Annotated in this window: 19 protein-coding genes; 1 reads left to right on the top strand and 18 read right to left on the bottom strand. The window is 40.5% G+C overall.

Going from position 1 to position 22,384, the window contains the following annotated elements; translation table 11 throughout:
* Nucleotides 1-12: 12 nt before the first annotated feature.
* The 3 genes from recG to B6F02_RS05070 form a co-directional block, all read right to left on the bottom strand.
* On the bottom strand, nt 13-2,067 hold the full coding sequence (gene recG, locus B6F02_RS05080; RefSeq protein WP_080146291.1) for an ATP-dependent DNA helicase RecG: 2,055 nt from the start codon (nt 2,065-2,067) through the stop codon (nt 13-15).
* Nucleotides 2,068-2,169: 102 nt separating this feature from the next.
* Nucleotides 2,170-3,828: a DAK2 domain-containing protein gene (locus B6F02_RS05075; RefSeq protein ID WP_080146290.1), complete on the bottom strand. Its 1,659-nt coding sequence runs from the start codon at nt 3,826-3,828 to the stop codon at nt 2,170-2,172.
* Between the two features lie 53 nt (nt 3,829-3,881).
* Nucleotides 3,882-4,235, bottom strand: coding sequence for an Asp23/Gls24 family envelope stress response protein (locus B6F02_RS05070; protein ID WP_080146289.1), 354 nt, complete (start codon nt 4,233-4,235; stop codon nt 3,882-3,884).
* A 298-nt stretch (nt 4,236-4,533) separates the two neighbouring features.
* On the opposite strand from B6F02_RS05070, the gene rpmB reads away from it, so the two are divergent.
* The gene (rpmB, locus tag B6F02_RS05065) at nt 4,534-4,722 is read left to right on the top strand and encodes a 50S ribosomal protein L28 (RefSeq protein WP_072694661.1); all 189 of its coding nucleotides are present in this window, start codon (nt 4,534-4,536) and stop codon (nt 4,720-4,722) included.
* Between the two features lie 162 nt (nt 4,723-4,884).
* Here rpmB and B6F02_RS05060 read toward each other — a convergent pair whose 3' ends face one another.
* The 15 genes from B6F02_RS05060 to B6F02_RS04990 form a co-directional block, all read right to left on the bottom strand.
* Entirely contained in the window at nt 4,885-5,529 is a 645-nt protein-coding gene (locus B6F02_RS05060; protein ID WP_080146288.1) for a thiamine diphosphokinase, read from the bottom strand.
* Complete coding sequence (gene rpe / locus B6F02_RS05055; protein WP_080146287.1) at nt 5,530-6,180, bottom strand: ribulose-phosphate 3-epimerase; 651 nt, start codon at nt 6,178-6,180, stop codon at nt 5,530-5,532.
* Nucleotides 6,177-7,094, bottom strand: a complete 918-nt coding sequence (rsgA, locus tag B6F02_RS05050) for a ribosome small subunit-dependent GTPase A (RefSeq protein ID WP_080146286.1) — start codon at nt 7,092-7,094, stop codon at nt 6,177-6,179. The genes rpe and rsgA overlap by 4 nt, the downstream gene beginning before the upstream one ends.
* A gap of 27 nt (nt 7,095-7,121) precedes the next feature.
* Complete coding sequence (gene pknB, locus B6F02_RS05045) at nt 7,122-9,083, bottom strand: Stk1 family PASTA domain-containing Ser/Thr kinase (protein ID WP_080146285.1); 1,962 nt, start codon at nt 9,081-9,083, stop codon at nt 7,122-7,124.
* The gene (locus B6F02_RS05040) at nt 9,070-9,840 is read right to left on the bottom strand and encodes a Stp1/IreP family PP2C-type Ser/Thr phosphatase (RefSeq protein WP_256864687.1); all 771 of its coding nucleotides are present in this window, start codon (nt 9,838-9,840) and stop codon (nt 9,070-9,072) included. The genes pknB and B6F02_RS05040 overlap by 14 nt, the downstream gene beginning before the upstream one ends.
* 141 nt (nt 9,841-9,981) lie before the next feature.
* A complete protein-coding gene (gene rsmB, locus B6F02_RS05035; RefSeq protein ID WP_256864651.1) occupies nt 9,982-11,337 on the bottom strand; it encodes a 16S rRNA (cytosine(967)-C(5))-methyltransferase RsmB in 1,356 nt (451 codons plus the stop codon).
* Nucleotides 11,327-12,256, bottom strand: coding sequence for a methionyl-tRNA formyltransferase (gene fmt / locus B6F02_RS05030; RefSeq protein WP_372924834.1), 930 nt, complete (start codon nt 12,254-12,256; stop codon nt 11,327-11,329). Before fmt ends, rsmB begins: the two co-directional genes overlap by 11 nt.
* Before the next feature lie 49 nt (nt 12,257-12,305).
* A complete protein-coding gene (gene priA / locus B6F02_RS05025; RefSeq protein ID WP_080146282.1) occupies nt 12,306-14,723 on the bottom strand; it encodes a primosomal protein N' in 2,418 nt (805 codons plus the stop codon).
* Nucleotides 14,724-14,736: 13 nt separating this feature from the next.
* Entirely contained in the window at nt 14,737-15,933 is a 1,197-nt protein-coding gene (gene coaBC / locus B6F02_RS05020) for a bifunctional phosphopantothenoylcysteine decarboxylase/phosphopantothenate--cysteine ligase CoaBC (protein ID WP_080146281.1), read from the bottom strand.
* Between the two features lie 193 nt (nt 15,934-16,126).
* Nucleotides 16,127-16,339: a DNA-directed RNA polymerase subunit omega gene (gene rpoZ / locus B6F02_RS05015; RefSeq protein ID WP_080146280.1), complete on the bottom strand. Its 213-nt coding sequence runs from the start codon at nt 16,337-16,339 to the stop codon at nt 16,127-16,129.
* A 1-nt stretch (nt 16,340) separates the two neighbouring features.
* Nucleotides 16,341-16,958 (bottom strand): guanylate kinase, encoded by a 618-nt coding sequence (gene gmk / locus B6F02_RS05010; protein ID WP_080146279.1) that lies wholly within the window; start codon nt 16,956-16,958, stop codon nt 16,341-16,343.
* A 93-nt stretch (nt 16,959-17,051) separates the two neighbouring features.
* Entirely contained in the window at nt 17,052-18,416 is a 1,365-nt protein-coding gene (locus tag B6F02_RS05005) for a patatin-like phospholipase family protein (protein ID WP_080146278.1), read from the bottom strand.
* A 168-nt stretch (nt 18,417-18,584) separates the two neighbouring features.
* Nucleotides 18,585-19,214: a V-type ATP synthase subunit D gene (locus B6F02_RS05000; protein WP_080146277.1), complete on the bottom strand. Its 630-nt coding sequence runs from the start codon at nt 19,212-19,214 to the stop codon at nt 18,585-18,587.
* A 5-nt stretch (nt 19,215-19,219) separates the two neighbouring features.
* Nucleotides 19,220-20,596: a V-type ATP synthase subunit B gene (locus B6F02_RS04995; protein WP_080146276.1), complete on the bottom strand. Its 1,377-nt coding sequence runs from the start codon at nt 20,594-20,596 to the stop codon at nt 19,220-19,222.
* The gene (locus B6F02_RS04990; protein WP_080146275.1) at nt 20,589-22,373 is read right to left on the bottom strand and encodes a V-type ATP synthase subunit A; all 1,785 of its coding nucleotides are present in this window, start codon (nt 22,371-22,373) and stop codon (nt 20,589-20,591) included. Before B6F02_RS04990 ends, B6F02_RS04995 begins: the two co-directional genes overlap by 8 nt.
* Nucleotides 22,374-22,384 lie beyond the last annotated feature (11 nt).

Genomic DNA, 22,384 nt, shown 5'->3' with positions numbered 1-22,384 from the left:
TTATTGATTCTATTAATCTAAAAATGAATGACGCGCTGCCTCGTCCATGCCCATTTCTTCTCTGAGCATCTGGTAGGTTGAATCAGTGAAAAAAGTTGACTGATTCAATAATAAAGCTGCCTCGTTGCGAGCGCTCTCCAAAATTTCAAAATCTTCCACAATATCTGCAACTTTGAAATCGGGTAATCCAGATTGTTTTTTTCCAAAAAATTCTCCCGGACCTCTCATCTCAAGGTCTTTTTCACTTAGTTTGAATCCATCATTGGTCTGCGTAAGAATCTCCATCCTTTGAGCACCCGTTTCTCCTTTTGGATCAGCAATCAGTATACAGTATGACTCTTTTCTTCCCCGACCAACTCGTCCTCTTAATTGGTGAAGTTGTGCTAACCCAAAACGATCTGCATCATGGATAATCATCAAAGTAGCGTTTGGTACATTCACACCAACTTCAATAACGGTCGTTGAGACTAATACCTGAAGTTCATTTCTTTTAAATCTCTCCATCACATCATCTTTTTCTGAAACGGACATCCTGCCATGCAGCAGCCCGACTTTGTAATCCGGCTCAAATTTTGATGCGTAGGTTTGGTAAAGATCTGTTGCGTTCTGCAGATCCATCTGCTCGGACTCTTCAATTAGAGGACTAATCACGTAAACTTGTGAGCCGTTTTTCAGCTGCTTAAAAACGAACGGGAGCATTTGTGTGAATTGTTTAGGCCGAATCCAATGTGTTGCCACTGGTTCTCTTCCTGGAGGCAGTTCATCAATCACAGAGACATCCATTTCACCAAAAGTACTGATTGCTAAAGTTCTCGGGATAGGTGTCGCCGTCATGAAGAGCACATCTGGATTATCGCCTTTTTCGCGCAGGACTTTCCGCTGATTCACACCAAATCTATGCTGTTCATCGGTAATCACTAGCCCGAGATCAGAAAATACAACATCTTCTTGGATCAATGCATGGGTACCAATGATAGCATGCACTTCGCCATCTGCTAACTGCTGCAAAATTTCTCTCCGTTGTGCTGCCTTTGTAGACCCCGTCAGCAGCGCGACATTTAACCCCAAGTCATTAAACATTTCTGAAAAACTTTCCATATGTTGTGTGGCGAGAATTTCGGTCGGTGCCATAAGTGCAGATTGAATCCCAGCAGTCCAGGCAGCGTATATCGCTGCTGCAGCCACCACCGTTTTCCCGCTCCCTACATCTCCCTGCAGGAGTCTATACATCTGAATCGGCATTTTCTGATCTTTACTGATTTCATTAACGACTCTTTTTTGCGCTTCAGTCAATTCAAATGGCAGAGATTTGAAAAATTCTCTCAACTTCTTTACATCATATTGCACAGCATTACCGCGGTCTGCCAATTTATGTTGTTTTCTTAACCACTGCATCTGCAGCTGATAAACCAAGAACTCTAAAAATATGATGGATATTCTGGCGATTTCATTTTCCTGGTCGTCTTTAGGAAAATGCATCATCCGGATCGCTTCTTTCTGTGACACAAGATGATACTTTTCTCTTAAAAATGCAGGGACGATTTCTGGAATCAGCTCATGGTACAGCTCCCAAGCTTGTTTGATCAGTTTCACTAATGTGGCCTGTTTAATATGTTTAGAAGTGTGATAAACCGGTTCTCGATTGTCTTTTCCGTCATTCCTTGCAGAACTGAGTATCTTTATCCCGCTCAATTGCATTCTGACTGCATCCCATTTACCAAAGATGACAGCTTCTTCTCCAGCATGCAGCTGATCTTTAAGATAATGCTGATTAAAAAAGGTAACAGGGACAATAACGTGTTCAACATTTATCCTGAAAGATAATCTGTTTTTTCCTCTGCCAAAGTGACTGACTACAGGGTCTGATATCAGCGGACCTTTCAAGACGACCTTTTCCTTGTCTTCAATTTCTTCAATAGATCGTACTGTCAGATCTTCGTATCTAAAAGGATAATAAGTCAATAAATCTAGTATTGTATATATCCCTAATTCATTCAGTGCATCTACTCTTTTAGGGCCGACGCCAGAAAGTATGGAAACGGAGTCTCTTATACTTTTGTCTGTCAAATTACTGCCTCCCTTCTTTATAAACAGAAAGGAATAGACAAAACAACAAAGATGTACTTCGTTGATTCATCTATTCCCCCTCTAAATGTATATCGTCAAGATTTATTCTACAGAAATCAAGTAAGGATAGACAGGTTGACCACCTTCGTGAATTTCTACTTCGATCTCTTCATATTTTTCTTCTACTGCCTGTCCGATTGACTCTGCTTCTTCTTTTGATCCATCTTCGCCATACAGCAATGTCAGAATTTCACTATCCTCGTTGATCATCTGATCAATTGTATCTAAAGTAACCGTCTTAAGGTCTTTTGCAGAAACCTTGATGTCGCCATCAATGATTCCCATGTAATCATCTTTCTTGATTTCTACACCATTGATTTCAGTATCTCTTACGGCAAATGTAACTTGACCGGAGACAACTTCACTCAATTCAGCCGTCATACTTTCTTGATTTTCTGCTAGATTTTGTGACAAGTTGAAACCTAACATGGAAGTTAGTCCTTGCTGGATCGTTTTCGTTTCCACTACAGCTACTTCAGCCTCTGAAACTTTTGCGGCTTGTTGAGCAGCCATGAAAATATTTTTGTTATTCGGCAAGATAATATACTGCTTAGCAGGCACTTTTTCCATTGCATTGATAATATCTTCCGTACTCGGATTCATGGTCTGCCCGCCTTGCAGCACGTAATCTACTCCTAAGCTTTCAAATAGTTGTTTTAACCCTTCGCCTGCTGCTACAGCAACAACCGCTAAGTCTTTTTCTTCAACTTTCTGATCTGAAGCAGTACTGTCAGTAGATAATGCAGAATGCTGCTCACGCATGTTGTCCACTTTGATTTTGATCAGTGAACCGAATTTCTGACCATAGTTCATGACTTCTCCTGGACGTTCAGTGTGGACATGAACTTTAATGATTTCATCATCAGCAACCACTAAAAGAGAATCTCCCAACTGATCCAAGTAGTTTCTGAATTCATCATAATCAAATGACTGTTCTACCGTTTCACCTTCGCCGATACGGACCATGATTTCTGTACAGTATCCATATGTGATGTCTTCTGTATGTACATGTTCATGTACCTCATTGCGATGGTGTTCTGCACGAACCAGTTCATCTAGTTCCGGTTCTTCTTCAACAGGCGCTTCGCCCGTTAACGAAGATAAAAAGCCTTCATAAACATAGACAAGTCCTTGTCCGCCGCTATCGACAACGCCTACTTCTTTAAGTACAGGCAGCAGATCAGGTGTCTTCTTTAAAGATTTCTTAGCTGCAGAAAGGATCGTTTCCATCACTTCAATGATGTTATCTGTATCTTTTGCTTTTTTAGAGCCAGCTTTGGCCGATTCTCTTGCCACCGTCAAGATCGTACCTTCAACGGGCTTCATCACTGCATTATAAGCTGAATCTACTCCACCTTTGAATGCTGCAGCAAATTGTTCAGCATTGATAGAGTCATATTCTTTAACCTCTTTTCCGAAACCACGGAACAATTGAGATAAAATAACGCCAGAGTTCCCTCTTGCCCCCATCAAAAGCCCTTTAGCTAGTGACTGAGCGACTTCACCCAGATGCATACTATCTGTTTCTTTAACAGATTTTGCACCGCTGGTAAATGTCATATTCATATTGGTCCCTGTATCTCCATCTGGTACTGGAAATACGTTTAAAGAGTTTACGTATTCAGAGTTTTCGTCCAAACGTGCTCTACCTGCCGATACCATGTTCTTAAAATCTTCAGATGTTAAATTTAATACTTCCACTTTTATGAGTTCCTCCCCTGTCGCAAATATCTTGCGACTTTGGCTTATTCTTTTTAAACGCGTACGCCTTGAACAAATACGTTGATTGATTTTGCTTTGATTCCTAATGTAGCTTCTAACTGGTACATTACGCGCTCTTGCACATTTTTCGATACTTCAGATATTTTTGTACCATAGCTTACGATAATATAGACATCAATGACGATTGCCTCTTCTTCTTGACGTACGACGATACCACGAGAGTAGTTCTCACGATTCAAAATCTCGATGAGTCCATCACGTACTTGTTTACGACTTGCCATACCTACAATTCCGAAATTTTCTGTAGCAGCACCGCCAACCACAGTAGCAATGACCTCGTTGGAAATTTCAACTTTTCCGTATTCAGTTTCTATGTTTACTACCATTAATGAGTTTCCCCTCTCTGTTCAAAATCTGCATAATAAAAGCTGATAGATTTCTTATAAATTTCATGAATGCAATATTATATACTCAAACATATTTTAGCATATCGTGTTTTATAATGAAAGACAATACCTAATTTGAAAGTATTTAGCTCTAAAGATGGCTTTTTTCACTGTCAAGGTAGAACACTTGAAAGATTGCGATAATTTTCTTGCTTGTTTGAATTGTATGTGGTATCTTATATAAGTATGAGTTAGCTTCTTAACGTAGAAGCTATTGCGTAAAGGAGGAGAGTTAATTATGGCTAAAGAATGTTTTGTAACTGGACGTAAAGCTAGAAGTGGTAACAACCGCTCACACGCTAACAATAAATCTAAACGTCGTTTTGCTGCAAACTTGCAAAAAGTGCGCATCATGGTAGACGGACAACCTAAAAAAGTATGGGTATCAGCACGTGCTTTGAAATCAGGTAAAGTTGAACGTGTATAATTTTTAGAACTGTTTAGAGGGTACAGACACTATCAAGGTAGTGTCTGTACCCTCTTTTAGTTTTCAGTAAACATTGTTTGCAGTAAAAAAGAATCTAAGACCTGCTTAGATTCTTTTTTACTTTTTTATTCAGTTTTTTTCGATATATTCAATGATTTAAACTCAGTCTCTGCTCTGAACAAACGCAATGAGACCTTCTGAAAATGAAAGTATTGCTTCTAATTGAACAAATTCATTACTGATTAATGCAATGGGATAATCAAAATCCCTGCTATCTAAAGTGTACTTAAAACCTTCGTTTAAAGTGACTGCTTTTAACGGTGTCATTCCGATAACTGAACAATAGTCTTTATCTGATTCCTTTTGCAGCAGGTATTCCCCCGGCTGATAAAACCTGACTGTATTAGTCTGGTTTTCAAAATGCAATTTTGAAATAACGGAACTAAATCTTGGCTGTAATACCAGCATCAAAATGCTGATCAGATGATCCAGTCTCCCACCAGACCAGCCATAAAAAATGATTTGATCAGAATGAAATAACTCCATGGCATAGACAAGGCTCAATTCTGCATCTGTATCATCTTTATCCGCATTAAATTGTTGAAATTTATCTGTACGGCTTTGAACGGCCAGCTTTTCTTCTTCAGTAATAGAATCAAAATCTCCCAAAGCTAAGTTCATCTGGTAATCATGTTCCATTAGAATTAGAGATCCTCTATCTACACCAATATAATAATCTTTCGAATTTTTCGGCGGCAGCTTTCTTCTGTGATCAGGACTGCCCAGCATAATATGAACCGTACTCATTCAACTCACCGCATGCTTTAAATTCGTAATTTGTTCTTCCGGGTTCTCCGAAGAATAGACATAGGATCCTGCTACAAAGACTTCTGCACCAGCTTCCTTACAGGCCTTCGCTGTCTCCGGTACAATCCCTCCATCAACTTCTATGATGAAGTGATAATCCTGTTCCTGCTTCAGTTGTCTTAATGCGCTGATTTTATCTATTGACTCGGGGATAAAGCTTTGTCCGCCGAATCCAGGATTGACCGTCATCACTAGTACCATGTCTACCATATGCAAAACAGGCTTGATGGATTCGACTGAAGTACCAGGATTAATGACGATCCCAGCTTTCACTTCATGATCACGAATCAGTTGGAGGGCACGATGGATATGCGGAGTGCTTTCAGCATGAACAGAGATATAATCTGCCCCAGCTTTCGCAAAGTGCTCGATAAATTGCTCAGGATGCTCAATCATAAGGTGGCAGTCAAGCGGAAGAGCTGTATGCGGTCTAATGGCTTCAACGACATTGTAGCCAAAAGTCAGATTCGGAACAAAATGACCGTCCATCACATCAACATGAATCCAGTCGGCTCCTCCCTGTTCAACTAATGCAATTTGTTCTTTTAACCGTGCAAAATCTGCACTTAAAATAGATGGAGCTATTTTCAAGATGATTCGCCCTTTCTCTTATACCGTGGTTTTCTATTTTGGATTTCTTCAAAAAATAATACATAATCCGCATACCGATACTCTGGAATGTCACCTTCAGATACTGCTTTCTTCACTGCACATTTCGGTTCGTTCACATGCAGACAGCCGCTGAATTTACACTCCGCCCTGCGGTCCCACATTTCAGGAAAATACTCAGAAAGTTCTTCTTTTTCGATTTCATCAAAAGACAAAGCACTGAATCCTGGTGTATCAGCAATCAAGCTATCAAAAACTTTGATCAGCTCAACATGTCTAGTGGTATGCTTTCCTCTGCCTAACGAGCGGGAGGTTTCTCCGACCTTTAATTCGAGCGAAGGATCGATCACATTCAAGAGCGTCGACTTGCCTGCTCCAGACTGACCAATGAACACCAGTAACTGATTGGAGAAACGATCTTTGAACAAGGTTTCTAGCTGTTCACTTCTATCATCTTCCGCTTCTTCCATCAACATCATCTGGTACCCTATCGTTTGATAGTCGGACTGGTAACTGAGTATCAGCTGTTTTTCTGCTTCCGTCAGCAAGTCCATCTTCGTTACCACAATATAAGGAATAATGTGTTTTGCCTCCAGCATAACTAAAAAGCGATCAAGTAATTGAGTTGAAAACGCCGGATCTGTTGCTGCCATAACTATGATGCCCACATCTACATTCGCCACTGGAGGTCTGGATAGTTCATTTTTTCGCTCTAGCAGTTTTTGAATAAGTCCTTCTTGTACGTTATCACTTTCGAATTCTACATAATCCCCAACTAGAGGTGTAAGGTTCTGATTTCTGAAGACACCTCTGGCACGGGTCTGATAAATCGTTTTTGTCTCGTCGGTTACATAATAAAATCCACTGAGTGCTTTAGTGATTTGACCTTTCTGCACTAACGAACATCCTTTCTAGTTAAGAGATTATTCTGTTAAACCGGATTCCTCTAATATAACTTCTCCATCTCGTTCAACACGATAACTGGCTGAATTGCCTTCTTCAATTACAAAACTTAAAATTTCCGGTGTGTCTTCTGTAATCTCATATTCTTCATAAGGTGTATCCGAATCATGCTCAGCATCATCTATAAAGATTTGAATCTGATTAGGAACAGGTTCTTCCGTCTCTTCTCCCTCTTCAACTTCCGTTGCTTCGTAAGGAATAATGATTCCTTCGTCAAACGTTATTCTTTCAACTTCTTCTGGTCCCGTCGAGTAAACTAATGAGATTCTGCTGTCAGAATAGACTGTTGTACCCGGCTCCGGTGATTGGCTGATCACTTGTCCTTCTGGTACTTCGTCACTCGGTTCGCTTGTACTTGAAACAGATAGACCAATTTCTTCTACGTAGGCGTTGACTCCAGCTTCAGAAAACCCAATCAAGTCCCTCAATTCAAAACTTTCGCGTCCAGTACTGACAGTGAAAGTGATGACAGTATCACCTGGGATGACTTCTTCCCCAGCTTCAATATCTTGAGCAATGATATTTCCTGCTTCAATTGTATCACTATTCTGTTCTTCACTTTCAACTGTAAAGCCTTGTGTTGTCAACTGTGCTCTGACATCTTCATACCCTTGATCTTCATAGTCCCCTAATTCGAATGGTTCTTGTCCGATACTGATATAAAGATCAACACTAGCTTCTTCTCTAAGAGTGGCTCCTGAATCTGGACTTGACCGGATAACGAGTCCTTCTTCAACGTCTTCACTATTTTGTTCAGTGACTTCTCCTATAACCAAGTTACGTTCTGCTAATGCAGACGCAGCTTCTGATTCTGTCAAACCGGCAAGACTAGGCACTTCTACTTCTTGCGGTCTACTGAAAAAGCCGATTGCCGCTACACCTGAAGCAATTAGGAAAAGGAACAATAAAAGCAGCCAAGGCCACTTTCTTCTTTTCTTCTTCTTTCCTTTTGTTTGTTCTGTGTTCTTCTCTCCTTTCGGATCAACAACAGCTGCTTCAACATTTGCTGTCTGGCCACCGCCAACAGGCAAAGAGATCGGCTGCATGACTCTTGTCTCTTCTTTAGAAGCATCTACTGGCACAAATTTCGGTTCACTGGCTCTTTCAGGCGATAGAGAAGTTAAAAGATCTTCTTTCATTTCATCAATGGTTTTATATCTCTGATTAGCTTCTTTAGCTGTTGCTTTTAAAACCACGTTTTCAAGCGGCTGCGGTATTCGGTTATCGATTGTTCGAATAGAAGGCAGATCGTTTTGAAAGTGTTTCAGCGCAATAGAGACTGCTGATTCACCGTCGAATGGCACATCACCTGTCAATAATTCAAACAGCAAGATTCCTAGAGAATAGATATCAGACTTTTTAGTAGCCATACTGCCTCTCGCTTGCTCTGGAGACAGATAATGAACGGATCCAAGTAAAGAATTCGTCTGTGTCAATGAATTTTGAGTAAGTGCTACGGCAATCCCGAAATCTGTGATTTTAACTGTACCATCATGGTCGATCAGTATATTTTGCGGTTTAATATCCCGATGTATAATATGATGCTGATGAGCGTAGCTCACAGCATCTAAAATCTGACGCATGATTTCTATCGTTTTTCTGTAAGGAATTGGATGATGATCGTGAATATATTGTTTCAAGTCCATCCCATCAATATATTCCATCACAATATAAGGATTTTCGTCTTCTCCAACATCATAAATGTTTACAATGTTAGGATGAACAAGTTCGGTTGTCGCTAATGCTTCTCTTTTAAATCGTCTGATGCTGTTTTCATCATTATGAAAGTTGTAGGCCATTAATTTGACCGCAACATCTCTCTCTAAAATCAAATCTCTTGCCAGATAAACTTTGGCCATTCCACCTGAGCCGATACTTCTAATAATCTTATAGCGCCCATTGATTCTTTCACCTGTTTCCATCTGCAGCACCTCCTTCCAGACTACCTGCTTCTGTGACCATTCGTTTGTCTGCTTCAAGATGAATGAGACAAAGCGTTGCATTATCCGCTGCCTCTTGTTCTATCGCTTTATTAATCAACTGATCTGCCTTCGTCTGCTCATCCGAATGTTGGATAAGAATCTGACTCATCTGCTGCTCGCTTACTGCATTGGACAGTCCGTCAGAACAGAGCAAAAGAAACTTTTTGTTAAAGTTGGATACATAGAAAAAATCGATTTTCACAGTTGTTCCTACTCCTAAAGATCTTGTCAAAGTGTTCCGCTTCTCGTGGGTCATTGCTTCTTCTTCCGAGATTTGTCCAGTGAGTTTCAATTCATTTGCGAATGAGTGATCTTCAGTCACTCTAGTCAACCCAGTTTCTTCTATTATATAAGCACGGCTGTCGCCGATATTCGCAATCAAGGTTGTTTCTTCAAACAACACTGCCGCTACTAGAGTTGTACCCATACCATGAAGATCATGAAATACCGTAGCAGCATCAAATATCCGCTTATTCTCCTCATTGATATGCTCCGTCAGCCAAGCTTCAGCCTGTTTTATTTCAGATGCTTCAAAGCTGGACTGTTTCCAGCTGTTACCAAGTTGAAGAACCGCCATTTCGCTGGCAATATCACCAGCATTATGACCGCCCATTCCATCGCACAATACTGCTAAAACCTGCTGGGTCTGGTTGATAAAAGTTGCGACATAGTCTTGATTTGTCTCTCGTTTCCCAATATGAGATCTAGTTATTGCGTTCAGTTTCGTTCACTCCTGAGTTTTCGAATGAAAGATCATTCTTTTTTCCTATGTACCTGCCTTGGTGGGGCAGGACGATTTCTATAATAGTATGGCTTATTTAAGAAAAATGTACAAGTCTCATTTTTGTCTGCGCAGCGAGCAGATGAAAAATCCATCGGTACCGTATTGATGCGGGTACACTCTCAGCATCTGATCCTTGCTTCTTTCTAACTGTTCATTTTCCAGCAAAACAGGTTCAACACTGAAATCGGGATGGTCAGCTAAAAAGGCTTCTATAACTTGTTCATTTTCTTCTTGTGTGATGGTGCAAGTACTATAAACTAAGCGTCCATCTTTTTTCAAAAATGGCGCTACACTGGACAGAATATCGATTTGTATTTTTTTCAAGGCTGACAAATCTTCCGGTGTCTTAGAGTATCTGATCTCCGGTTTTCTTCTCATCAACCCTAATCCAGAACACGGTGCATCAACCAGAATTTTATCAAAGGTTTCTGGGTTGACTTCTTCACTGATTTTTCTTGCATCCAGGTTTTTAGTTTTTACGACTGGACGTACCCGCTGTCTCTGAGCATTCTCTTCAATCAGCTTGATTTTGTGTGCATGCAAATCCAGAGCAAGAACTTCTCCGCCTTTTTCATTATCTAAATAAGCAGCAATATGAGTTGTTTTCCCTCCGGGTGCAGCGCAAGCATCCAATACTTTGTCGTCGGACTGGATTCCCAGTGCGGGAGCTACCAGCATAGAGGTTTCATCTTGAATCGTTATTTTTCCTGTCTTAAAAAGTTCAGATCTGGCTGGCAGACCGCTCTCACTGATCAGTCCATGGGGAGAAACCCTGCTCTCTTTTACGGTATATCCTTCATCTGTCAGTTGTTCAATCGCTTCTTTCACTGAAATTTGTGTCGTATTGACTCTTAAACTGACTTTTGACTTATCTAGTAAAGATTGAGCATACTTTTCAGTTTCGTCCATTCCTAATTGCTGAATGCTTTGATCTATGATCCAGTCCGGCAAGCTATACTGAACTCCTAGACGTTCAACAGGATCACTGATTTTACTGAAATCAGGTTTTTCACCGCGAAGGACATTTCGCAAGACACCATTCACTAATCCAGATATCCCTTTATGACCGCGTACTTTAGCGATATTGACTGCTTCATTGAGTACAGCATGGTCCGGCACTCTCTCTAAATAGTAAAGCTGATATACAGATAATCGCAGTAACTGGATCACCCATTGTTCTATTTTTTTCTTTTGATTTAAATAAGGCATCAAGATATAATCCAATGTTCGTTTTCTTTGAATCACTCCATAGACGATTTCTGTCAGCAAGTTGCTGTCTTCTCTAGAGAGGTTTTCCTTTTCTATCGTCTGATTCAATACAATATTGCTGAATGCACCTTTAGTATTCACTTTTTCCAGAACCGTCATCGCTAGATAGCGGCTGCTGTTTCTGATTGATTTATTCGCCAAACTGCATTCCTTCCTTTAAGTGACTGCCTGCACCAGTCAGATAGTTTATGGTCTGCATGCGCTGTTTCCCAGCAGGCTGAATTTCTTTAAGAGAAAGCAGGGTCTGTTTTCCGCATGCAACTACAATCGCCTTCTTACGAATTTCTTCGATTGTTCCGGGTGTTTGAGCTGCCGATCGTTCAAGGGGTTCTACTGACCAGATTTTGAACCGCTTCCCTTCAAGATACGTATGGGAACCTGGGAATGGTCTCAAACCTCTGACCAAATTGTCAATTTCAACAGCAGTTTTTGTCCAGTCGATTTTTTCTTGTTCTAAGTGAATCATCGGCGCGTAGGTTACTGCTTCAGGATCTTGTTCGATTGATTCATTCGTTTCATCAAAAATCATGGGTAACGTCTCAATCAAACAGTCTCTGCCTAGTAAACTCAATTTTTCAAACATTGTTCCTACGTCATCTTGCTTAGTAATCGGTATGGTCTTTTGAGCAATGATATTGCCGGCATCCATCTCTTTTTCCATATACATGATGGTTACGCCGGTTTCTTGGTCTCCATTTATGATTGCAGAATGAATAGGAGCAGCACCGCGGTACTTCGGCAGAAGCGAAGCATGCACGTTGACAGCTTTGAATCTGGGCGTCTTCAACAACTTGGTTGGAACATACTGCCCATATGCAGCTGTAACAATCAGATCCGGTTCCATAGATAAAATTTTATTCATCTCTTCTGACCCGGATAATTTTTCCGGCTGCAGAACTGGAATATTTAAAGCTGCTGCTGCTTCTTTAACCGGCGGCGGCGTAAGGATTTTCTTGCGTCCTGCTTTACGATCAGGCTGAGTGACAACGGCTGCCACTTCAACTTGCTGCTCTTCTGCCAGTGCTCTTAAAATCGGCACTGAGAATTGGGGAGTCCCCATAAAAATCACTTTATACACGTTATCTCTCCTCTACTATTCGGTCACTCAATTAGATAAAGTTTACAGGCTGAGCATCAATAGAAATAAATAATCCCTTCGCCTGATCTTTTTGTGTAGTCATGAGTAATTCATGCAGCCTTTCTGACAAAGCTGCTTCTTTTTTATATTTGATAATGGCTTGAAAGTGATAACGATTGTGTGTCCGGGCAATCGATTTGGGAGTAGGTCCCAGCACGATGGCTTTTTCGCTTAGCGCAGGACGAATAAAATCGATAAATTCTCCAATTTTTTTCGCTGCAGTCATTTCTTGTTCATGACTCACCGATAAACGTACTAGATAATAGTATGGACTATAATCACTAATATGCCGTAAATGCATTTCTTTTTTATAAAAAGTATCATAATCATGCTCTTTTGCATGCTGGATGGCGTAGTGCTCAGGATTAAACGACTGAACAATCACCTCTCCTGATTTTTCAGAACGGCCCGCTCTTCCGCTGACTTGCGTCAATAACTGGAATGTTCTTTCCGCTGATCTGAAGTCCGGCAATCCTAGAGAAGTATCAGCATTGATGACTCCAACCAGGGTTACATCCGGAAAGTCCAAACCTTTGGCAATCATCTGAGTGCCCAACAGAATATCTGCTTCCTTATTTCCGAAGGCTCTCAATAGCCGTTCATGAGCTCCTTTTCGACGCGTCGTATCTACATCCATACGAAGAATGCGTGCTTCTGGAAAAAGAGCTTGCAGTTCTTCTTGAACTTTCTGTGTGCCTGTTCCATAATATCGAATACTTTTGCTCTGACAATTCGGACAGGTAATTGGAATACCTTCTTCATGACCACAATAATGGCATTTCATTGTCTTCGTATCCATATGGAGCGTTAAAGAAATATCACAATTTGGACAACCAAGTACAAATCCGCAGTCTCTGCATAGAACAAACGAAGAATAGCCTCTTCGATTTAACATTAAGACAGTTTGTTCTTTTTTTTGAACCCTGTCTTGAATTGCCGCTTGCAACTCTAGAGAAAAATTACTTCGGTTCCCTTTTTTAGCTTCATCGCGCATATCGACCACCGTTACTTCCGGCAAGTCCATCTGATTGGCTCTTTGTTTCAATTCAAGTAAGGTGTAGACCCCTTTTCCTGCTCTGGCACTGGATTCTAATGAAGGTGTAGCACTGCCTAAAATCACAGGACAGTGATGCTTGTTTGCTCTCCAGATAGCAATATCTCGAGCATGATATCTCGGATTCTCTTCTTGTTTATAACTGGTCTCGTGTTCTTCGTCTATGATAATCAATCCGATGCGTTTTAAAGGAGCAAAAACACTGGAACGTGCGCCGACAACAACAGAAGCTTCACCACGATTGATCTTGCGCCATTCATCATATTTTTCTCCTTCAGACAATCCGCTGTGCAAGACAGCGACTTCTTCTCCAAACCGGCTTTTAAAGCGATACACCATCTGCGGCGTCAAAGCAATTTCAGGTACCAGCATGATGGCACCTTCTCCTTTTTTCAGTACCTTTTGTATCGTCTGCAAGTACACTTCCGTCTTTCCGCTTCCAGTAATTCCTTTGAGCAAAAAAACTTCATGTTCATGCTTGTCTACTTTGCTGGATATTGTATCAAATGCTTTTTGCTGATCCTCATTCAACTGCAGCGGTTCACTGGTTTTGAATTCGCTTTGGGCAAAAGGATCACGGTAGATTTCTACATCTTTTATCGTGCACCAGCCTTTTTTCTCAGCCGTTTTCAGTGCCGCTAAAGTTATTCCATGTTCCTCCGTTAAAGCCTTGGCATCCAACCACTCTTCTGCTTCAGCTGACTGCAGCTGATTCAATAAAGTAATCTGTTTTTTAGCATTCGCTCTGATACTTTCTCTTAACTCTTCATATTGCTCAAAGCTTAGTATAGGCTTTATTTTTTTTACAGTCTTTTTCGTTCGTTTGTCTTTTACCGTATAATTCACTTCTATTTTGTTCTCGGCTTTTAATTCCAGCATATCTTTGACAAGACCGCGCTGGATTACTTCGTCCCAAGATAATTCCTCTTTACCTTTGAATAATTCAAAAAATCGGTCTTCATCTATTTCATCAATGATTGATACTTTTTTTTCATACTTGGCTCTTAGAACAGCTGGCAGCATCGTTTGATAACAGCTGATCCTGAAACTATATGTTTCCATTGCCATATACTCTCCGAGGTCAATCAGTTCCCTGTTCAATACAGGTGTCAAATCCATCAACTGATCGATTTCTTTCAAATCACCTTCATAATCGCTGGATTCAAAAGTGTTTGTTACAAAACCCTGAACCAGTCTTGAGCCGTTCCCAAACGGAACAACTACACGCATGCCAGGCATCAGCTGTTTCTCAAAAGCTGCCGGAACTTCATAATGGAACGGTTTATTGGTTTGCAATACGGGTACATCCACAATTACTTCAGCTATAAAGGGCATTACGGTCTTCCTTTCATTCCATCTGTTGAATCAGCAATTGTACGATTTTTTCAGCTACTTTTGTTTTATCCGTCAGTAAGATCGTCGCAGGTTCTTCTGCTCTAAAATAGATCGTTACTTCATTTTGATCCGTGTTGAATCCTCTGTCAGATTGCCCCACGTCATTTGCTACGATCATATCCAGATTTTTTTCTTTTAATTTTTTTAGTGCATACTGTTCAATGTGCTCTGTTTCCGCTGCAAATCCTATCAGAATCTGATGAGCCTTTTTTTTGCCCATCGCTTTTAAGATATCCCGATTCTTTTTTAACTCGATTGTCAGCTGATCTTGTTTTTTCATTTTATGGTCTGCTTGATGAGCGGGTGCATAGTCAGAAACGGCTGCTGCCATAATCAATGCGTCAGTCTGATCAAATCGCTGATCAACTTCTTTATATAAGGCAGCTGCTGAATCAATGGAAATTGTTCTGATTTTCTTATGCACTGGCAAGCTGCTTGCGGTAATCAAGGTCACCTCAGCCCCTTGTCTGCATGCTGCTTCTGCCAAAGCATGCCCCATTTTACCCGAAGAATCGTTGGAAATATATCTTACAGGGTCTATCCGTTCCTTCGTTCCGCCTGCTGTTATGAGAATCGATTTGCCTTTTAATGGCAGCTGTTCATCAAGATCGATCAGAAAGCTTTCTAATGCTTCAATGATAGCAGCTGATTCAGGAAACCGGCCTTTTCCGCTATATCCCTCTGCCAGAAATCCCGTTTCCGGTTCCATAATATATGCTCCGCGATTCTGCAAAATCTGAAGATTTTCTTGTGTGGCGGGATGTTCATACATATGCTCATTCATAGCAGGAACAACAAAAAGCGGCGAAGTGGTTGCTAGTAGAGCAGAAGTCACAAAGTTATCAGCAAATCCATGAGCCAGCTTGGCGACTGTATTGGCCGTTGCTGGTGCTACGATGTTCAAATCAGCCCAGTCAGCCAGATGAATATGCTGAACATACTGAGGAAGTTCTTCAGAAAAAGTATCCATGTGAACAGCATTCTTGCTCAAGACTTGAAAAGTCAGCGGGGCAACAAACTCAGCAGCCGCTGGTGTCATGGCGACTTTAACTTCTGCACCCAGTTTAATCAAGTCTCTCATTAACTGGATCGATTTATAAACAGCAATACCTCCGGTCACATAGAAGGCGATTTTTTTATCTTTGAACATACTCTTCCCTCGATTCATTTCTTTTTCTTATTTTACCAAGAATCTCTTCCTTTGTCTTTGGATCATTGAACTAGACTTTCTGATTATTAATCGACCTATCGGTTTCATAAAAAAACCTCTGCTAATCAGTAGTGTTCAACAACTTGAACAGCTATGGATTACCCGCAGAGGTGACAAATGCACTTGTATTTAATTATTTTTGAAGACTATCTGGGTCTAAAACGATATCGCCTGTTTCAATCTCTTCCAATGCTTTACCAACATTTTTAGAAGATACATAGTGATCCAGCAATTCAGCGTTTTGACTATCCTGCATTTCTTTAGCTCGCTTAGCTGCTAAAATGACTAAAGAATATTTTGAATCGATTTTTTCTAATAATTTATCTTGTGAAGGGTATAATAACATCTTACTCCATCTCCTCTATAATTTCTGCGAACTCTTTCAGATTTCGAGTTACTTTCAGATGTTCGCTTTCTATAATGTTTCTGATTTTTCTGGCTGCATTATTAACGGTATCATTTTCAACAACATAATCATAGTATTGAATCAGTTTCAACTCTTCTACAGCTTTAGTCATGCGTTTTTCTATCATTTCATCACTATCTGTCCCGCGATTGATGATACGAGAATTCAGCTCTTCTAGATCGGGAGGAGACAAGAAAATAAAGATTCCTTCAGGCATTTTTTCTCGCACTTTAAACGCGCCTTGGACTTCAATTTCTAAGAAAACATCTCTTCCTTCGTCCAAAGTCTTATTGACATACTCAAGAGGAGTCCCATAATAATTCCCTACATACTCGGCATATTCAAGTAATCCGTCATCTTCAATCAATTGTTCAAACTGTTCTTTTGTGCGGAAATAATAATCCACACCCTCTACTTCGCCTTCTCGCTGCTTTCTTGTGGTCATGGAAACAGAGTAATCAAAATCATTATTATAATTATCAAAAATAGCTTTTCTAACTGTTCCTTTTCCTACACCAGAAGGTCCAGATAAGACAATCAATAATCCTCGCTCAGTCATTATTTCTTCCTTCCCAAAACAATTCTCTCAGTTAACCCTTATCCTCAATTTTAACACATCTTTCAATTGTTTTGGGATTTTTTTTAGTTATTTTTAGTTCTTTACTGTTTTTTTCTTTAAAAGCCATAGATAAACGGCAATAGTGTAAGGAAAAGGTTTGAAAGGTATAATCCATTTTGCGATCATCTTAGTCAGTTCATTATCAGGATGTTCCATTGCATCCAGAATCAGCAATATCATATGGCGATTTGAAATAAAAGGAATCTTTTCTTTAAACCGTTCGATCCATTCAGAACCGCTCAAATGAAAATCAGGAGACAATTCTTCAAATAACTCAAACGACCCTTTTGCCCTTAGTTTCTCTTCCCTAAGAAGTAACTCTGACTGAAAAGACTCTGTAGTATACACTTTTTCCGGCAATATTCTAAAGCACTTGCCAGCCAACTCCATCAATGCTAGTGGCAGTGTATCTTTGGTAACTTCTTGTTTCCAGCGTTTGGACAGATCGCTGATTATCGTCAACTGGTAATCTTCTTTCAGCAACCAGTCAGTCAGAGGCAGAAGTATCCTGCCGGTTATCAGCTTTCTTAGAGTCCCGTAGAAGCTCTGATGAAATAGAGAGAGCGAATCGGTCTGAAATGTATACAAGAATCCCTTATAATGCTCAGATAACTTCATTGTTTCTAAATAACCTAACGTTATATTTAAAGAAGTTCTTTTTTTATGGAAAAAAAGCAGATCTCCCAGCGACCATTCTGTATTGATCCATAGAGCAGGAACGGTATCTACGCTATGATTCACACTAAACAAGCCTGGTCCGTTTATATCCACTATAATTAAATGATCTGGATTTTTCTGCAGAGCCATATCATAAGGAATCCGATTACGGTAACCCCCATCCATATAGGCGGTTCCGTTAATAACTGTTTTTTGCATCGCAGGATAGAGTGAAGCACTGGCCATCAGAAAATCTTCTAGGTGATTTTCTGGGATATCTTCAAGAAAGAAATATTCAATATCGTTTGTTTCTCCATTTGTTACAGATAGTCCAAAAATGGTAGGTGCGGAACGAATCTGCTGTTCATCAGGAATATACTGATTGATCAGTTGTTTTAAAGGTTCAGAATTCAAACCTTTTGATCCAATCGCTTTTATAAAGAATCCGCCTAATGTACGTTGATATTCTTTGAAGCTATTTATACTCAATGGAAATTCATATTCGAGAATATTGTTTCCTTCAATTTCTTTCCACATCTTTTCAGCTTCTTCTACGTTTCCCTGAAGCATGAGTGCACCATTCAGAGCTCCAACAGAGGTCCCGACGATGATTTCCGGTTGTACACCTAATTCATTCAAAGCTTTCCAGACTCCAATTTCAAAAGAGCCTCTTGCACCTCCACCGCCTAGTACTAAAGCACATTTTGAGTTTTTTACTTGATTGAAAAAATCTTTAGACAATTGTTTTTTCCCCCTGCTCGCCTAATTGTTTTCTTTTAGTTTCATAGTACTCGTCACTAGCGTTATCGACAACTAAAATTACTTATCCTTTAAAATCACTATTCCGTTTTGTTTAAGTATAAAGCAAAAAAGCATTGATACCCTCGAGGGATACCAATACTTTATACATTAACCCATGTCTTTGACTTTCATCAGTCGAGTGATAGAAGCACGTTCCGATTCATCCAGTTTCATCTGGATGAAGTAGATTGTTTCTTCTAACTGAGGGATCGTCATATACTCAAGTGCATTAACACGACGTCTCGTTTTCTCGATTTCATCTGCCATTAATTGACAAGTTTTTTCGATTTCAGCTAGTTCCAGCATATCTGGCATCACTTCGATCAGATATCGAAATGTCAAATCCAGCTCACCGTTTGAATTCAGATAACCATAGCTTAGGTCTTCAGGATCATTCGCATCGTCATCATACTGAAAATGCATTTGAGGTACCCGAACACTCATAACGTTTTTTTGATCAATATTCAAACTAACACTTTGGCTCGGCACTGCCATGAGTTCTTCAATGAAGTTCTCATGCAACAGTGATTTTGCCATAGCGAAGGACTGCATTGCTTTTTCTAGTTTCCCTTCTACTTCGATGCGCAGTTCATTGTTTTGACGGATCAAAGTGATGAAACGTCTCATCAATTCATCTTGCTTATCTTTAAGAAGTTTATGACCTCTAGAAGCTAGAGACAAGCGGTCTTTAAGGTTCGCTAGTTCCATTCGAGTGGGGTTGACATTTAATTTAGCCATTTACCTCACTCTCCTTTTGGTAAATATTTGTCCAGCATATCATCTTTAATACGTTTCAATTCAGCACGAGGCAGAACTTTCAACAAGTCCCAGCCTAGATCAAGTGTTTCTTGAATCGTACGATTTGTATAGTTTCCTTGATTGACATATTCTTTTTCGAATTTGTCAGTGAACTCAACATATTTGCGGTCACTCTCTGATAGAGCTGATTCACCTAAAACGGCTGACAACTCTTTCGCTTCTTTCCCTTGGGCATAAGCGGAGAAGATCTGGTTCATAGTAGGTGCATGGTCTTCACGCGTTTTACCTTCACCAGTCCCTTTATCTTTCAGACGTGAAAGAGATGGCAATACATCGATCGGCGGTTGATATCCTTGGTTGTACAAGTCACGAGAAAGGATAATTTGTCCTTCAGTGATGTACCCAGTTAAATCGGGAATCGGATGAGTAATATCTTCTTCCGGCATTGTCAGGATCGGAATCTGTGTTACAGAACCGTTTGACCCTTCCAAACGACCAGCACGCTCATATAATGTAGCCAGGTTAGTATAAAGGTAACCAGGATATCCACGACGACCAGGAACTTCACGTCTCGCTGCAGAAATTTCACGCAGCGCTTCAGCATAGTTTGTCATGTCAGTCGTGATAACCAAAACGTGCATGTCTTTTTCAAATGCTAAATATTCGGCAGCTGTCAAAGCCATACGAGGAGTCGCAATACGTTCGATTGCAGGGTCATTCGCCAAGTTAATAAATAACACAGAACGGTCGATTGCCCCGGTTTTCTTAAAGTCTTCCATGAAGAATTCAGCTTCTTCGAAAGTAATCCCGATTGCCGCAAAGACAACCGCGAATTTTTCATCAGAGTTTGTTACACTCGCTTGTCTGGCAATCTGCGCAGCAAGTTCTTTATGCGGCAAACCAGATGCTGAAAACACTGGAAGTTTTTGACCACGAACCAATGTGTTCAAGTGGTCGATTGTTGAAATACCTGTTTGGATAAATTCATCAGGATAATTACGAGCAATCGGGTTGATCGCAATCCCATTAATGTCTAAACTTTTTTCTGGGATTAATTCAGGTCCGCCATCATTGACGCGACCCATTCCATCAAACGTTCTTCCGATCATGTCTTCAGATACGTTTAATGAAAGTGGTTTTCCTAAAAATCGTACTTTTGTGTCTTTCAAGTTGATCCCAGTTGACCCTTCGAATAACTGGACGACTGCTTTATCGCCATCGATCTCCAGTACTTGACCACGTCTTCTAGATCCATCTTGCAGTTCAATATCCACAAGCTCATCGTATTTAACGCCGGCAACACCTTCAACAGTCATCAAAGGACCTACTATTTCGGAAACTGTTTTATATTCCTTAAGCATCAGATTCTACACCGCCTTTTTCAATGACTTTTTGCATTGTGTCTTCTGTCTCTTTACGAATTTCAGCGAAACGTTCAATATCGTCTTCGTGAATGAACTTCATACGACCGATTCTTTCACGGACGTTATCTGTACCATCGATAATTTCATCATAATAGGCACCTAGGTCCATTGCACGAATCCCTTTATCTTCAAAGTCCAAAATTGTTTCGATCATTTCGTATTGTTTTTCACGAGAAGTATACGTGTCGATATCATCGAACGCATTTTGCTGCAAGAAGTCTTCACGGATCATTCTAGCAATGACTAGTTTTAATCTGTCGCGTTCAGAAAGAGACTCCACCCCAACTAAACGTACAATTTCTTGTAATTCAGACTCATCTTGAAGCAACGCTTTAACGCGTGTAACTTTTCTATCCCAGTCAACATTCAGTTTTTCTCCAACAAAATTGTTCATATCATTTGAATACAATGAATACGAACTTAACCAGTTGATAGATGGGAAGTGACGTCTTTGTGCTAGTGAAGAGTCTAGTCCCCAGTATACTTTTGCAACACGTAATGTGTTTTGAGTAACCGGTTCAGAAGTATCTCCCCCTGGAGGAGAAACCGCTCCAATAGCAGTGATGCTTCCTTCGCGTCCTTGAGATCCAAGTGCAACGACTTTACCCGCTCTTTCATAATACTCAGCAAGACGACTTCCTAGATATGCTGGGTAACCTTCATCCCCCGGCATTTCTTCTAGACGACCTGACATTTCACGAAGTGCTTCAGCCCAACGAGAAGTTGAATCTGCCATGATTGCTACAGAGTAACCCATGTCGCGGAAGTATTCCGCAATGGTGATTCCTGTATAAATAGACGCCTCACGAGCCGCAACCGGCATGTTCGAAGTATTGGCAATCAATACGGTACGTTCCATGATAGACTTACCTGTGTTTGGATCAATCAATTCTGGGAACTCATTGATTACGTCTGTCATTTCATTTCCGCGTTCGCCGCAGCCTACATAGACAACTAAATCTACATCTGCCCATTTAGCGATTTGGTGTTGAACAACCGTTTTACCTGCTCCAAATGGGCCAGGTACAGCTGCAGCTCCACCTTTTGCAACTGGGAACAGTGTATCAATTACACGTTGTCCAGTAATCAGCGGTTCTGCTGGGTTCAATTTGCGTTGAATCGGACGACCGCGTCTAACCGGCCATTTTTGCATCATTGTAAATTCTCTGTCTCCATCTTCTGTTTCAATCACATATAATGGATCCGTTACTTTAAATGTTCCACTGTTGATGGATTTGATTTTACCGCTGATACCGTTAGGCACCATAATTCTATGTTCTAAAACACTTGTTTCAGGTACTACCCCAACAACATCTCCAGCTGAGACTTCTGTTCCAGCTTCTACGGAAGCAGTAAATTCCCATTCTTTATCACGGTTCAATGGTTTGATTTCCATCCCGCGTTCCAGGAAGTTGCTTTGTGTTTTATCCATAAATTCATCTAGCGGACGTTGAATTCCGTCAAACATTTGCGCAATCATTCCTGGTGCCAGCTCAACAGATAATGGTTCTCCTGTTGTTTCTACTTTTTCACCAGGTCCAATCATAGATGTTTCTTCATAAACCTGAATGGATGCGATGTCTCCACGCATCTCAATAATTTCACCGATCAGTCCTAATTCACCGACACGGCAAATATCTTGTATATTTGCTGCTTCCATACCGCTTGCTGTAACTAACGGTCCGGAAACACTTATAATTGTTCCATTACTCAAATTCGTACCCT

The sequence above is a fragment of the Marinilactibacillus piezotolerans genome (assembly GCF_900169305.1).
Taxonomy (GTDB): domain Bacteria; phylum Bacillota; class Bacilli; order Lactobacillales; family Carnobacteriaceae_A; genus Marinilactibacillus; species Marinilactibacillus piezotolerans_A.
Note: the sequence above shows the minus strand (reverse complement) of the source record. Positions and strands in the feature narration are given on the sequence as shown.